Source organism: Trichococcus flocculiformis, from assembly GCF_963662535.1.
In the GTDB taxonomy this organism is placed as follows: Bacteria; Bacillota; Bacilli; order Lactobacillales; family Aerococcaceae; genus Trichococcus; species Trichococcus flocculiformis.
In genome coordinates, this window is sequence record NZ_OY759718.1 from 2,391,942 (window position 1) to 2,408,214 (window position 16,273).

The window sequence follows — 16,273 nt, forward strand, 5'->3', positions numbered from 1 at the left end:
TTTATCTCGAATTCGAAACAACATGCTCAAGCTGCACATCAAACATTTATCCAGCGATGATCTTCACGTGAAATTTACGGTTACGCGGTCCATCATAGTCCCAGAAATAGATGCTTTGCCAAGTCCCCAACAGCATCCGTCCTTCCGTCACAATGATCGTTTCGCTGACACCCGTCAAAGAGGATTTGATGTGGGCATCGGAGTTGCCTTCGCTATGTCTGTAGCTTCCCTTATTCGGAAAGGTGTCCGTATAGCCCCAATTCATGTCCTTCTGCACATCCGGATCAGCGTTCTCATTGATCGTGATGGCAGCTGTCGTATGCGGACAGAAGACAACCAAGATGCCGTCCTTCACGCCGCTTTTCGTCATTGCGTCCTCGAGATAGACATCAATGTTCGTCAATGATTGCTTTCCGCTCGTCTGGATACGGTAAGTGAACAAATTTTGACTCATTTCCTTTCCCTCCCACTCTTTCAAATGTTCAACGTACTACTTCGATGCCGGAAACATTTCCGACATCGTGGTAAATTTTTCCAGTTTTCTGATCGGTGAAATCGACTGTAACGATGCCGGAAAGCCCTTCTTTGATCAACTTGTCCATACCCTGCCTGGTCGGCGCCATCAACGCCCCGCCGTGGAGCACCTCCGCACAAATAGTGAGGGATGCGGATGCATGTGAAACTTCGATCTCGATGCGATCATCGGTCAACAAACCTAAAGTGAATTTGCTGCGGTTATAGGTCGCAAAACGATATTCGATCCCATCCACGATAAAGTTGCAAATGAACCCTTCAAACGAGGATCCCCGATAAGGAATTTTCGCCACCGAGAAGAAGAGGCTCGTCCCCTCATCCCGGAAATGGTTGCACTGGATCCAGACATACTCCTCCGGGAAAGACGTTCCCCAGTCCTTTTCAAGGTAGCCTTTTCCGCCTGTAAAATCACAAGCTTTGGTCCCGAAAGCCACTGTTCCGTCAACGGCATGATTCATGCTGATAACGCCGTGATAGCATTCCATGTTCGGGATATAGGCAAAGAAACCCATAATGGATGGCGATAGCGGTGTCCGTTTGATTGCCTGGAACGGCCCTAATTTCAGGATGCCTTCCATCCGGAAATCGTCCTCTTCCAGATGGACGCTGACGAGCGTTTCCGAAAAGACGCTATTTCCAACTTTAAGCACAAATGGCGTTTGGTTGTATTGAAACGCAGACAAGAGGTAGCGGATGTAGCCGGTCCGCAACTCTTTTCCGGGCGCTTCTCCGACGTGGACATAGGAATATTGGATGAAACAATGTGGATCTTCAGCGGTAAGGGATATTCCCGGAATCAGACTGAGGACGGTTTTTTCATCAGCCGAAACACTCTTGAAATACCACCCTTCAAAATAGGGTCCTTGCTTTTTCAGATCGCCTTGAAACAGTATTGGATGGGTCACTTTGTTTGCCATAGCGCAGCGCTTCCTTTCGCATGCATTCTTATCTTTACTATGCAACAACAGCCCTTGTTCCGTCAATTTTTTGCATTTCCGGCACAACAAAAAAGAGCCCACATTCAAACGAGGCAGACCCTTCTTCCAATTTGTTATTGTTTGATGATGGATACGACGCGGGCGCCGTCTACTTCTATTGTCACGCTGTCGCCGGCTTTGATGAACGGCAACTGCTTGTCGATGGATACTTTAGCTATATAGATGGTTTCTGCATCGCCCTCCAGCGTGAAGTAATAGGTCGTTTCGCCGTCGATGACGACTGATTCCATTGCAGTGATGGCACCGCTGATGGTTTCCGTCTCGACGACCTCTTCCGATTCCTCATCCGCGTCGTCCGGTGCGCTCACGACGCCACCGGTAAAGGCGCTCCATGCGGCAGCCAACGAATTACCGGTCCCGACTTTCTGGTAGTTCGTCGCATTCACGAAGGCGTACATTTTGATCAAACCGGCATCATCCTTCAAGGACAATTGATAGACCGGCTTGTTTTCCATGTTGAACAGAAGCGGGAATGTGCTGATGTAGCCTTTTTCCTGCACCGATCCCTGGGCGCTCTCCATGGCACTCCATTCGGTCGCAGTGCTGATGTTGTAGCGTTTCGATTCCTTGGTCCTGGAATTGACCAGCACAAAACCGATATTTGATTCATCCGCCGCTACGGAAGTCAAACCGGTGTACAAGTACAGATCGTCATTGAGCACGATGTAATTGTAGCCATCCGCATTCTGGATGACACCCTTCTTGCTGATGACGCTGTTCAGGAAACCGCCTTGGTATTGCCCGTTGTAATTGATCTGCGTCATCACCATATTCGCCGGGAACACGCGATCGACCCAATCCGGCACATCTGCGACGCTGTAGCGCGTGATGTCACCAGAGGAAGCATCCACGACGAACACGCCGACGACTTCTTTGGGCCCCATGAAGCTGAATTTCTTTTCAACGATGGGCGCGATGTAATACGGGTTGCCCTCTTCATCCAATTCAAAGACCGGGTTTTCGAACATCACGGTCGGATAGTTGAAAAAGATATGTCGGGTGATGTCATCCCCGAAAAAGCCTGAATGGGAATAATGGATGGTCTTTTCCAGATCCACCAAATCAGAATCTCCCGTCACCATATCGACGGTCACATAATGTGGAATGCCGTCTGCGCGGTTGTTCAACCAACGGAAAAAACTGACATATTCCAATGGCGAAACACGGACCGAATCGCCTTTATAAGCGATCTGTGTGTATTCCGTGCTGACGTCGAATTGCGAAACCAAGTTGAGGACTTCGCCAAGCTTACGGCTTCCCAGACGCTCCGCCATATCGCGGTCGATCGTCGGGATCTGCGAAGGATCCGTGATGGTCAGGTCCTCCTCAAAATTGCCATCCGTATGCGTAATCAGGCTGGCGTAATCTTTGGCCCTGAAAATTTGGGAACCAAAAAGCATCCCGCCAATGATGAAAACAACGCTGATTCCGATGATGGCTCCAGAAATTTTATTGACTTTATCGGCTTTCGACCGATCCAAGACGTTCATCAATGCTGCACTTGCGACCAAATACAAAAACATATTCGTCCAAAACTCCGGCGACTGGATCGACACCGGGGTCAACGCCGAATACCAATATCCTAGAAGAACGACTGCGGGTAGGCCATAGGCAATCGCCACATTTTTCCAATTTTTCACAACTTGACACCCTTTCTTTTCCTGCAAATTTTTCCCTCTTAGATTACTTAAGGATTTGTTGTTATTATACCATTTTTTTGAGTTATATTTCGGAATTCAATATATGGAATTATGCGGGCCGCCCCAACAGTTTTAGGCTCCTGTTCGAGTTTGCGTTCGAATGTGGCTTCGCCGGAGGACAGCACTCCGGGAAGGCGTCAACTCCTGCAAGCGTTGGCTGGCCGGAGTTGACGGCATTATTCTTGGTCTTTCTCCGGCGAAGGCGGGTTCGCCGGAGTTGGCAACTATTTTTCTTTTTTCATCTCCGGGTACAGCACCCTCGCCGGAGCAAGGCACACAACTCTCCCGCTGTACCAAATCCGCAAAAAAACCGAAGCAACGATTCCCCGTTGCTTCGGTTTTTCCAACTAATATCAATAGATGGCTGTGTCGCCTGACAAGAAACGGTCCACTTCGCCTGCGGCTAGTTTCCCTTCTTGCAAAGCCCAGACAACTAAGCTTTGTCCTCGGCGCATGTCACCACATGTAAAGACTTTTTCCACGTTCGTTTTGTAGTCGGTCTCTGCTGCTTGGATATTGCTGCGCAGATCGCGTTTCAAAGTCAACTCATCCGGAATCGTATCTTCAGGACCGGTGAAGCCCATCGCCAACAAGACTAAGTCCGCTTTCCAGACTTTTTCCGTTCCTTCGACGGGTACTGGATTCATTCTGCCTAACGCATCACGTTTCCATTCGATCTGGACAGTATGGACAGCCGTAACTTCTCCGGCTTCATTCTTTTCGATTTTGGTCGTATTGATCTCATAGTTGCGCGGATCGGAGCCGGTCAAATAGATTGCTTCTTCTTGGCCGTAATCTGTTTTCAGCTTTTTAGGCCATTCTGGCCATGGGTTCGTGTTTGCATCACGTTTGTCCGGAGCTTGAGGCATAATTTCGAATTGATGCACGCTCTTCGCGCCGTGACGGATGGAAGTACCGACACAGTCGGTCCCGGTATCCCCGCCACCGATAACGATGACGTGTTTGTCTTTGGCGGTGATTTTGCTTTCCTGCGGTTCGCCTGCAAGGATATTTTGTGTGTTCGCGGTCAGGAAGTCCATGGCCATGTGTACGCCTTTTGCATCATTGCCTTCGACATTGATGCCGCGCGCGCGGGTTGCACCGCCGCAAAGAACGACTGCATCATACGTATCAACCAATTCCTGAGCTGCGATGTCTTTGCCGATTTCAGTGTTGCAGATAAACGTAACGCCAGCTTCTTCCAGGATGTCCAATCTTCTTTGGATGATATCCTTGTCCAATTTCATGTTCGGGATACCGTACATCAGCAAACCACCCGGACGGTCGCTTCTTTCGAAGACAGTGACCGCATGGCCGACTGAAGTCAAATAGTGCGCAGTCGCAAGGCCGGCAGGACCTGAGCCGACAACCGCAACGCGTTTGCCGGTAGCCGGAGCTTTAGCCGGTTTTACCCAACCATTCTGGAAAGCATGTTCGATGATTTCGTATTCGATGCTGCTGATCGTGACGGGTTCACCGATTAGCCCGACTGTACAAGATCCTTCGCAAGGAGCAGGACAGACACGTCCTGTAAATTCCGGAAATGGATTGGTCAAGGATAAACGTTCGTAAGCTTCTTGCCATTGACCGCGATACACCATGTCATTCCACTCGGGGATGAGATTGTGCAGCGGGCAACCGGAAGCACCGTTCGGCAGCATGATGCCTGCCGAACAGAAGGGAATGCCACAACTCATACAACGGGCCGCTTGTGTGCGAATTTTTTCTTCGGATGTTTCTTCACGCATTTCGCCCCAATTTTTGATACGGACTTCCGGAGAAATCTTTTCATAATTGGAACGGCTATATTCCTTAAATCCAGTAATTTTTCCCATCTTATCCCTCCTCCTTAGTTTGTCGTCACTGGTTTATAGCGCTCATCAAAGGCATAACGCATTGCGTCTTCACCGGTGATGCCCATCTGGTTGGCTATTTCGATGTTCTCCAGGATGAACTTGTAGTCGTTGGAGATGACCTTCGTGAAGCGGGATTTCATTTGATCCCAGTTAGCCAAAATATTTTGGGCTTTAGGACTTCCCGTAAAGATCATATGCTCCTGCAGCATGCGCTTGATTGTGTCATGCTCTGTATCATTCAAATCTGTCGTTGCGCTGACCATTTCCATATTCAGGTTGTTTTCATCGAAATCAAGGATATAAGCTACCCCGCCGGACATTCCGGCAGCGAAGTTGCGTCCGGTTTTACCGATGATCAGAACCGTTCCGCCGGTCATGTATTCACACCCGTGGTCGCCGATCCCTTCAACGACTGCATCCACTCCGCTGTTCCGGACACAGAACCGTTCTCCAGCAATGCCGTTGATGTATGCTTTACCGCTGGTTGCGCCATAGAAAGCAACGTTACCAGTGATGATGTTCTCTTCAGGTGCGTAGGTAGCCTCATTCGGTACGCGTACGATGATTTTACCACCGGATAAGCCTTTACCGATATAGTCGTTCGAATCGCCTTCCAGCGTCAATGTCATCCCTTTCGGAATGAATGCGCCGAAACTTTGTCCTGCCGATCCCACGAATGTCAATTGGATCGTATCTTCCGGTAAGCCTTCAGCACCGTATTTTTTCGATATTTCGCTGCCGATGATGGTTCCGACAACACGGTCGATATTTTTGATGGCTGATTTCGCAACGATGCGTTTCTTAGCATCAATTGCCGGTTTCACGATTCTCAACAGGCGGCGCATATCCAGTGTTTTCTCCAGCTCATGGTCTTGCTCCGTCATGTTGTATCTGCCGACATTCGGTGCTGCATAGGGCTGGTACAATATGCTGGACAGATCGACTGTTTTCGCTTTCCAATGCTTGACATTTTCTTTCATCTTCAGCTTGTCGCTGCGTCCAACCATTTCATTGATCGTACGGAAGCCTAATTTCGCCATGATTTCACGCAATTCTTCGGCAACGAACATCATGAAATTCACGACGTATTCCGGTTTGCCTTGGAAGTTTTTGCGCAATGTTTCATCCTGCGTTGCGATACCCACTGGACATGTATTCAGGTGGCAGACGCGCATCATGATGCAGCCGATAGCCACTAGCGGTGTCGTTGCAAAGCCGAATTCTTCGGCACCCAACATACACGCGATCGCAACATCGCGACCAGTCAATAATTTACCATCCGTTTCGACGCGGACACGGTCACGCAACTTGTTCAATACCAATGTTTGGTGCGCTTCAGCCAAGCCCAGTTCCCACGGCAAGCCGGTATTACGGATGCTGGTTCTTGGTGCTGCACCTGTACCGCCATCATACCCGCTGATCAGGATCGTATCGGCATTTGCTTTCGCAACACCTGCAGCGATCGTACCGACGCCGGCTTCAGAAACCAATTTCACATTGATGCGCGCATCACGATTGGCATTTTTCAAGTCAAAAATCAATTCTTTCAAGTCTTCGATAGAGTAGATATCATGATGCGGAGGCGGTGAAATCAAGCCTACACCTGCGATGGAACCACGTGTTTTGGCGATTTCAGGATATACTTTCGGTCCTGGCAATTGTCCGCCTTCACCCGGTTTTGCACCTTGGGCCATCTTGATTTGGATTTCCTTCGCATTCACCAAGTAGTGGCTCGTAACGCCGAAACGTCCGGAAGCAACTTGCTTGATGGCACTGTTGCGGGAATCTCCGTTTTCATCCAATTCGAAACGGCGCGGATCTTCTCCACCCTCACCAGAATTGCTCATCCCGCCGAGACGATTCATAGCGATCGCTAAGGTTTGGTGCGCTTCGATACTGATCGAACCGTAAGACATCGCTCCGGTCTTGAAGCGTTTCACGATGCTTTCAGCCGATTCGACTTCTTCGATCGGAATCGCATCTTGAGCATTCGGCTTGAATTGCATCAGTTGACGCAGCGTGTAGGCGTTCGTGTCCGCATTGATTTCGCGGGAGAACTCTTTGTATTGCTCATAGTCTCCTTGACGAGTCGCCTGCTGCAGACGGTAGATTGTGCTCGGATTGTACAAGTGTTCTTCACCCATGGCCGAGTATTGGAAATGACCGCCCACTCCCAACGTTTCGCTGTAAGGCGCTGTAGCTTTATAAGCACTGTCATGACGCATTCTGTTTTCAGTGGCGATTTCCTGCAGTCCGATACCTTCAATACGGGTCGGCGTGCCTGTGAAATATTTAGCGACAACTTCACTGTTGACTCCCAGTGCTTCAAAAATTTGTGCACCGTGATAACTGCGCATTGTTGAAATACCCATTTTCGTCAGTACTTTGGACATACCGTGGACAGCCGCGTGGATGTAATTCGCTTCCGCTGCTTCAGCATCCAGTCCGTCCAGCAGATCTTCTTCAGCAAGATCGCGGATGGTCGCGTAAGTCAAGTACGGATTGACCGCATTACAGCCGTATCCGACCAATGTACAGAAGTGATGCACTTCTCTTGGTTCTCCGGACTCCAGCACAAGGCCGACGTTCGTGCGTGTCTCTTCGCGTACCAAATGATGATGCAGGCCGGAAACAGCCAATAAAGCCGGAATGGCAGCCCATTCAGCGTTCACACCACGGTCGGAAAGGACCAGAATGTTGGCGCCGGAAGCAATGGCTTTGTCCGCTGCACTGAACAGACGTTCCAAAGCTTTTTCCATCCCCTTCGCATCGTCTTCGACACGATATAAAAGAGAAAGCGTGACAGTTTTGAATTTATCGTCCTGCAGCGCTTTGATTTTCGCCAGTTCGGAGTCCGTCAAAATCGGGCTATCCAAGTAGATGGCATGCGTGTCTGCATTATCCGGATCCAATAAATTCCCGCAATTTCCGACAAGCATGGTGTCGGAAGTAACGATTTCCTCACGGATACCGTCAATCGGAGGATTCGTAACTTGCGCAAATAACTGTTTGAAGTACAGATACAGCATCTGCGGTCTGTCCGATAAGACTGCCAACGGAGAATCGATCCCCATGGCGCCGACTGAATCAGTTCCCGTAACAGCCATCGGTTTGATCAATAATTGGATATCCTCAAACGTATAACCGAAAGCTTTCTGCTGGTGCAGCAATTCTTCAGGCTCAACAATTTCGTTCAATGGAGCAGGCGCAAGGTCCTTCATTTTGGAAATGTGCTTTTCAGCCCATTCTCCATAAGGTTGTTTAGCCGCGACCGTTTCTTTGATTTCCTCATCCGAGATGATGCGTTTCTGCTTCGTATCGATCAACAGCATCTTACCTGGTTCCAGACGGCCCTTATAGGCGACATCTTCCGGACGCACATCTACGACACCCACTTCGGATGAAAGGATGACGCGATCATCTTTCGTCACATAGTAACGGGACGGACGCAAACCGTTTCTGTCCAATACCGCTCCGACGATTTCCCCATCCGTGAAGCCCATTGCTGCAGGTCCATCCCATGGTTCCATCAAAAAGTTGTTGAATTTATAAAAATCTTTTTTGGATTTAGACATTGTTTTGTTCTTTTCCCAAGGCTCAGGAACCATCATCATGACGGCTTCCGGCAATGAGCGGCCGTTCAGATACAAGAATTCCAGATTGTTGTCGAATTGGGAAGAATCACTCCCTGTTTCATCAACGATCGGGTAGATTTTTTCACTGGCATCCAGCAAATCCTGGGACATGCTGCCTTGACGGGCACGCATCCAGTTTATGTTGCCGCGGATTGTGTTGATTTCGCCATTATGGATCAAGTACCGGTTGGGATGGGCTCTTTCCCAGCTCGGAAAGGTATTCGTACTGAAACGGGAATGGACCATCGCCAAAGCGGATGTGAAGTCCAGATCCGTAAGATCAAGATAGAAACTGCGTAATTGTTCTGCAGTCAACATCCCTTTGTAGACGATCGTTTTCGAAGATAAACTGGCAAAATAGAACGATCCGCCTCTTTTTTCGCTCATCGGAACGATTTGTTTTTCGGATAGTTTGCGGATGACGAATAATTTGCGTTCGAAATCCATTTCCGTCATTTGAGGTTCTCCTTTACCGATGAAGACCTGGATAAACCTCGGAATGGCAGCTTTAGCAGTCGCACCGATTTCCGAACTGTCGATCGGAACCTCACGCCAGCCAAGCACTTTTTGGCCTTCGGAAGTAATGATCTCTTCCACCATTCTCATTTGTTCGTGACGCAAATCTTCATACTTATGGGCAAAGAGCATCCCTACACCATAGTCGCCTTTTTTAGGCAAATGGATTCCGAGGACGTCGCACTCCCTGCTGAAAAAATGATGTGGAATCTGCACCATGATACCTGCTCCGTCACCTGTTTTGGCATCAGCGCCGGAAGCACCTCTATGCTCCATGTTTTCCAATAAATCCAACGCGTCAGAGACTAATTTATAAGAACCCTTACCATTGATGTCAACGACAAATCCCATACCACATGCATCATGCTCGTAGGCGGGATCATACATTCCTTGCTTTTTTGGAGGAGTGTAACTATTCATTTCGGCGTCCCTACTTTCTATTTTGTTATTCTGATATTATAATCAAACTCTCATTTAATTACAATCCATTTTCATTCATTTTTTCACAATTAGTTGCATATTTTTTTTGATAGTAACAATATTAACTTCTAGAAAAACATTCGCTATAACAGGATTTCACTAGCATGAGGATATGAAAAGTTAGTGATACTTTTCCTTACATGCCTACGTGAGATTCGGGAATTTTCATTACAATTTAATGTAAATATTTTCATTCGGAAATCAGGGCAAAAAAAAGACCTTGGTTATGTCCAAGGTCCAATAATCGATTCTTTTATTTAGTAAGCGTCAAAAGCATTTCTCTGACAGTCTTGCAGGCCATAGCAGTAGAAGCGCCTGAAGGATCGTATTGCGGTGAAAGTTCGACGACGTCGGCTGCAACGATCTGATTCAAGTCCTGCAAAGTAGCGATACCCGCCAACAATTCCTTGTAGGTGATGCCGCCTGGCTCAGGTGTGCCGGTTCCCGGGAAAGTACCAGGATCCAAAACGTCCAGATCGATTGTCACATAAACGGGAACATCCTTCAATTGCTGCACGATCTGCGGCAACGTATCGATGGTGAATTTCTCCATATAAGTATGCTCTTTCGCCCATTCGAACTCTTCCTTCAAACCGGAGCGGATACCGAATTGGAAAATGCGGCCGTCTCCCAGGAAATCGAAGCAACGGCGGATGACCGAAGCATGCGACAACGGTTCGCCCATGTAGTCTTCACGCAGATCTGTATGGGCATCGATATGGATGACATGCAGATCCGGATATTTTTCATAGGCAGCCTCGATGGTGGGCAGGCTCACGAGGTGCTCGCCGCCGACCATCAAAAATTTCTTGCCATTATCCAATACTTCTTTTGTGTAGGTTGCGATATCACTCAAGACGCGCTCTGTGTTGCCGAAAGGTAGATCCAGATCTCCGCCATCATGGATGGCTTCTTCTTCAAGATCGCGATCCAAATAAGGAGAATAACTTTCCAAGCCAAATGAATCTTGGCGGATCGCCTGCATCGCAAAGCGCGTGCCTGGCCTGAAACTGGTCGTTCCATCGAATGGAATCCCGAATAATACGGTGGATGCTTCTTCAAAAGAAGATTCGCAGCCGATAAAAGTCTGGATGTTCATATTATTTCTCACTGTCTGCCGTCCTCCAACTGTATGCTATTTGATGGTTGATTTGATTGTTTAATCTTTCAGGACTTTGATCTGATGAGGCATTTTTTCCTCGGTCAGAACGTTGCCCAGTGTCTCATTATAGTAGTGGTAGTGTTGCACGACCGCTTCGGAGATTACTTCACCAGGAATGATCAACGGAATTCCTGGCGGGTAGATCATGATCGAGTCGGCACTGATGCGGCCGACTGCTTCGTCGATGCCCACCACTTCATTGTCGGCATAAAAGGCATCACGCGGACTGCATGCCAATTCGTTGATACTGCACGTCATCACGTGGGCATCGAAATGTTGACTGGCTTTTTTATAGCGCCTGCGGATGTCCATCAAGGCATCAACCAGACGTCCGATTGATTCCCGCGTATCGGCCGTGCTGATGACAGCCATCACGACATAGCCTTCAGCCAACTCCATTTGGATGCCGTACTCTTGCTTCAAGATCGTGTAGACTTCAAAGCCCGTCAGGCCGATGTCATTGACACGGATCACCAATTTGGTCCAGTCATACGTTTGGTCGAATTTGTCTTTGATGTAGTCGGATTTCAATACTTCATAGTCGCCGAATGCTTCGATTGCTTCAATCGCTTCACTGACGATCGGACGCAGTTTTTTGTAGCGATCTTTTCCGTACATCGCCAATTCGCTGCGTGCGGCATCGATGGAACTCATCAACAAGTAGTTCGCGCTGGTCGATTGCAGCATGTTCAGCACTTTTTGTAATTTTGTTGCGGAAATGCGGTCCCCTTGCATCACCATTAAGGAACTCTGCGTCAAGGATCCGCCAGTTTTATGCATGGAATACGTCACCGCATCGGCTCCGGCTTTAATTGGATCCTTCATTTTTCCGGGCATGAACGGCAAATGCGCCCCGTGCGCACTGTCGACGATGACAACGACACCGCGTTCATGCGCGATATCACAGATCGTCTGCAAATCGTTCAACGATCCGAAATAAGTCGGATAAGTGACTAAAAGAGCTTTCGCTTTGGGATTATCATCCAAACCTTTGATGATGCGTTCCACGGAGATGCCGTGAGAAATACCGAAAGCCAAATCCATTTCAGGCTGAATGAAGATCGGCTTTGCACCGCTCAGGATCAACCCACTCATCACAGACTTATGGCAGTTGCGCGGAACCAAGATGGAATCGTTCGGCCCAACAACGCTCATGATCATCGCTTGGATGCCTACAGTCGTACCGTTCACCAAGAAAAAGGCCTGATCGGCATTGTATGCTTTTGCAGCCAGTTCCTGTGCTTCTTTTATGACGAATTGCGGATGACTCAACAAGTCCAATTCTTTCATGGAGTTGACATCCATCTGCATCGTCATATCACCGACCGCCATCTTGAATGGCGTCATCTGCGCACCCATTTTATGTCCAGGGACATCGAAAGGTGTAACGTCCTGTTTCGCATATTTAACAAGCGCTTCGAAAAGCGGCATTTTGATATGTGTAATATTTTTTGCTTTAACGTTAGAAATTTGGTAAGTAATTTTGTCGGAATGACCGTCCAAATAAGTGTCTGAATTGAATAAAACCTTTTCAGCCAAATAGATTTCCCCCTTTGATATAAAAAATGGGCATAAAAAAAGCTCTCCAACCAAAGGAAAGCTTCGATATCTATCAGCTGCTTTTCCTCTTATTGCTCATAGGACTTGGATAATCCTACGCTCAGGTTGGGCACCCAATATCAATCCTTGAAAATAAAATTAGATTGATTGGTTTGCCACCGTATCTTCGACCCCTCGTCTCAACGGCTATTAATAAGAGATATTCAATTTATGCAAGCTAAATTCTATACAAATACAACGTATATGTCAATGATTTTGGAAAGAAAACTAAATTTTTTTTCAGTTGGCATTTCCGAACAATGATTTGACAGTTGTTCACGATCATCCACAAAAAAGCTGAAATTCTTCAGATCCAGAGTTTAGTTTATTCGGATAGGTTGAAATTAAGATTACATCCCCTTCTCCGGTGAACGGGTGCTTAGTCGGAGTTCAGGATGAATTTGCCGTCACGCTCCGGCGAGGGCCAGCTTGCCGGAGTTGCGTTAACATTTCGCGCTGTCCTCCGCTGAACATCCGGTTCACCGGAGGACAGGCTTGAATATTGGGTCATGCCTTCGCCCGATAGTCAAGCGCATCAAAAAAAACAATCCAAAATGGATTGTTTTTTGAAATACATAGGAATTTATCAAAATTTCCAGAGTGAAAAGTGCATCACCGTAGGTGTTTCACAAGTTTGCAAAATGTTTCATGCACCTAAAATAATGTCCAGCTTCACGGGTTAGCCCTTCGGAAATTAGATAAATCTGTCCTATTGCGCTCTTCGATGCTCAGTTGCATGGGACTCTTAGGGATTCATCCCTTAGAGCCCCAGTACAAGGTGACCGTAGGGAACGTTGCGTGGACAGATTTCCTAAATTTCTTTCAGGGCTGAACGAACCCGTTCAGCTTTTCTTATGCTTAGCATATGTTTTAGGCTTTCGACTGGCTTTTCACCATTTCGAACTCCTCTTCCATCGCAGCGGACGGTTTTTCACCGATCAAGGAGAAAATCACGATCGCCACACAAGAAAGGATGAATGCCGGCAACAGTTCATAGATGCCGAATACGCCGCCGATAGGCTTGATCAGAAGTTTCCAGATGAAAACAGCAATTCCACCTGTCAACATCCCGGCGATAGCGCCTTGACGTGTTGTTTTTTTCCAGAACAAGGAGAACAGCATCAGCGGTCCGAATGTCGCACCGAAGCCCGCCCAGGCGAAGGATACGATCGTGAAGATGACGGAGTTCTCATCCAAAGCGATGATGATTCCTACGATCGCCAATACGATCAAAATCATCCGCGTCATTGCCATGATTTGCTGATCGGATGCATCCTTGCGCAATACGCCTTTGTAGATATTTTTTGAAAAAGCACTTGCGGCAATCAGCAGATATGAATCCGCGGAACTGATAGTAGCTGCCAAAATGCCCGACATGACGATTCCGGCCAATAACGGTGGGAACAACAGTGTCGCCATTTCGATGAAAATCGTTTCCGAAGTTGCTGCTGTCGTCAACGCCATCGGGAACATCGCGCGCCCGATCAAACCGATCAGGACGGATGCAGTCAGTGAAAGTGTCGTCCAAATGATGCCGATGCGGCGTGATTGTTTGATATCTTCAGCCGAACGGATAGCCATAAAGCGCAACAGCACTTGCGGCATACCAAAATAACCGAGACCCCAAGCCATGCTGGATGCGATTGTGATCAGCCCATATTTCCCGGCTGGACCAAAGGCAGCCATCGCCCCGTCAGCCTGTTGCACGCCATCAATCAATGTCGGTGTTGCGATACCAAAGAAATCCAAAAAGCCAGGGATACCTCTCAGGTTATCGATAACCGCTCCGGGCCCCCCCGCATGCAGGACACCTCCGACCAAAACTACAGCCAAAGCCGCAATCATGATGATGCCTTGCATGAAGTCGGAGACACTCTCCGCCAAAAATCCGCCGATGAACGTGTAGAACACGACGAACACCGCTCCGGCAATCATCACAGGGATGTAAGGCACTTCGAACAAGGTTGCGAAGAGCTTGCCTACCGTCACAAAACAGCTGGCTGCATAGACGGAAAAGAAGACGAAAATGAACGTCGATGATACCGTCAAAATAACGCGCTTGTCCTCATGGAATCGATTGCTGAAGAATTCCGGCAACGTGATTGCTTCTGCTGATTCGGAATAATGACGCAACCGTTTTGAGACGATGATCCAGTTCAACGCTGTCCCAGCCGCCAAACCGATGGCTGTCCAGAATGCATCGGACAAACCTGACCAATAAGCCACACCCGGAAGCCCCATCAAGAGCCAACCGCTCATGTCCGAAGCTCCCGCACTGATTGCGGCGACCCAAGGACCCAGACTGCGTCCCCCCAGGAAGAAATTATCCGAGCTTTCGTTCGATCGCTTGTAGTAATAGAAGCCGATGCCGATGATGATCGACATGTAGCCGGCCATCGCCATAAAAATTAATGCTTTATCCATAGTTACCCTCCAAAATAAATAATGAACTGTTTCTCCATCCAAATTTAATTTAATTAAAATTTAATGAATGCACTCAGCCATCATAGCACATGAACAAAATTGTAAGCAACCTTATTTTCAGGATAAGCAGTAACAATACTTTTATAGCGAAAACAAAAAATACTTAAGCTAATTTTTCCAGTTCGGTTATTTTCTTTGTGCATGTCCTGACTTGCTTCAGGAAAATAAAGGCAATCAATGTCAAAAGCAAAGACAAAAAGATGCGTGTCGGCTCCTTTGTTTGGATTGCATTGTACCAGTTCGGGAGCGAGAGAATGAATTCCATAAGTGCCAAGCGGAGAAATATCGTCCGGATGCGTCTGAATTGTTTGATCTGGCTTTCCGGATCGGTGTAGAGTTCAAAGTTGCCTTTTTTCCGGAAAATAGCCCAAATGCCCCAAGTCTGCACGAGTTCCCCACCGGAGTCACGTATCAGATCGTACAGTTCATTGCGCTGCTCGACCGTATTATCGCTGATCAGATCCACCCGGTAGGTATATTCCCCCGGCTGGCATTTTTCGAAAGTATACATCCCCAGGAAGAAACGTTTCATGGCATGGCCTTTTGCGGACATGTCGTTCAAAAATGCTTCTTCCTTATCTTTGTCGTAGTACAGCTTAAATTTTTTCATCATTTCTCATCGCCTTTCTGCCGTTTTCGAGAAGTTCGCCCAGTCTGGCGATTTCCTCATTCAGAACTTCTTTTCCGAGTGTCGTGACCAGATATTCCTTCTTTTTGCGGGACAGATCGTCCTGACTATGCAGCATGATCCATTTCTTCTCCAATAAAGAGTTCAACGCACCATACAGCGTACCTGCTCCCAGAGTTACCCTGCCCTTCGTACGCTCCTCAACTTCTTGCATGATGCCGTAACCGTGGTTCGGCTGCAGCACAGAAAGGAGGATGTAAAACATCGATTCCGTTAGTGGTGCTCCCATCACATATCTCCCCTTCCGATATATCGTGTATCGTTATATATAATATATCGGAAGGCGATATATTTGTCAACAGAGAACCCTACATAAGAAAAGCTGAACGGGTTCGTTCAGCCCTGAAAGAAATTTAGGAAATCTGTCCACGCAACGTTCCCTACGGTCACCTTGTACTGGGGCTCTAAGGGATGAATCCCTAAGAGTCCCATGCAACTGAGCATCGAAGAGCGCAATAGGACAGATTTATCTAATTTCCGAAGGGCTAACCCGTGAAGCTGGACATCATTTTAGATGCATGAAACATTTTCCAAACTTGTGAAACACCTACGGTGATGCACTTTTGAGTTGAACAAATTTTATAAATTCCTACATGCTAAAAAAGCCTACCTGATTTCTCC

General features: G+C 47.7%; 10 protein-coding genes and 1 riboswitch. All 10 genes read right to left on the bottom strand.

From position 1 onward, the window contains the following. Positions 1-46: 46 nt before the first annotated feature. Positions 47-454 (bottom strand): secondary thiamine-phosphate synthase enzyme YjbQ, encoded by a 408-nt coding sequence (locus tag ACKPCD_RS11420; RefSeq protein WP_086989028.1) that lies wholly within the window; start codon positions 452-454, stop codon positions 47-49. Positions 455-482: 28 nt separating this feature from the next. Beyond that, positions 483-1,451 (bottom strand): tocopherol cyclase family protein, encoded by a 969-nt coding sequence (locus tag ACKPCD_RS11425; RefSeq protein ID WP_321433266.1) that lies wholly within the window; start codon positions 1,449-1,451, stop codon positions 483-485. Between the two features lie 134 nt (positions 1,452-1,585). Further along, positions 1,586-3,172, bottom strand: a complete 1,587-nt coding sequence (locus tag ACKPCD_RS11430) for a hypothetical protein (protein WP_321433267.1) — start codon at positions 3,170-3,172, stop codon at positions 1,586-1,588. A gap of 413 nt (positions 3,173-3,585) precedes the next feature. Beyond that, positions 3,586-5,067, bottom strand: a complete 1,482-nt coding sequence (locus ACKPCD_RS11435; protein WP_321433268.1) for a glutamate synthase subunit beta — start codon at positions 5,065-5,067, stop codon at positions 3,586-3,588. Positions 5,068-5,081: 14 nt separating this feature from the next. Further along, the gene (gene gltB, locus ACKPCD_RS11440; RefSeq protein ID WP_321433269.1) at positions 5,082-9,659 is read right to left on the bottom strand and encodes a glutamate synthase large subunit; all 4,578 of its coding nucleotides are present in this window, start codon (positions 9,657-9,659) and stop codon (positions 5,082-5,084) included. 313 nt (positions 9,660-9,972) lie between these two features. Beyond that, entirely contained in the window at positions 9,973-10,830 is an 858-nt protein-coding gene (gene speB, locus ACKPCD_RS11445) for an agmatinase (protein ID WP_321433270.1), read from the bottom strand. 48 nt (positions 10,831-10,878) lie between these two features. After that, positions 10,879-12,420 carry an aminotransferase class I/II-fold pyridoxal phosphate-dependent enzyme gene (locus ACKPCD_RS11450; RefSeq protein ID WP_321433271.1) on the bottom strand — a complete coding sequence of 514 codons (1,542 nt, stop codon included), beginning with the start codon at positions 12,418-12,420 and terminating at the stop codon, positions 10,879-10,881. 86 nt (positions 12,421-12,506) lie between these two features. Beyond that, positions 12,507-12,640: riboswitch (SAM riboswitch) on the bottom strand. 710 nt (positions 12,641-13,350) lie between these two features. Continuing rightward, positions 13,351-14,904: a sodium/proline symporter gene (locus ACKPCD_RS11455; RefSeq protein WP_321433272.1), complete on the bottom strand. Its 1,554-nt coding sequence runs from the start codon at positions 14,902-14,904 to the stop codon at positions 13,351-13,353. A 163-nt stretch (positions 14,905-15,067) separates the two neighbouring features. Next, a complete protein-coding gene (locus tag ACKPCD_RS11460) occupies positions 15,068-15,577 on the bottom strand; it encodes a DUF2812 domain-containing protein (RefSeq protein ID WP_321433273.1) in 510 nt (169 codons plus the stop codon). Beyond that, positions 15,561-15,881 (bottom strand): PadR family transcriptional regulator, encoded by a 321-nt coding sequence (locus ACKPCD_RS11465; RefSeq protein WP_321433274.1) that lies wholly within the window; start codon positions 15,879-15,881, stop codon positions 15,561-15,563. The genes ACKPCD_RS11460 and ACKPCD_RS11465 overlap by 17 nt, the downstream gene beginning before the upstream one ends. Between the last annotated feature and the right edge of the window lie 392 nt (positions 15,882-16,273).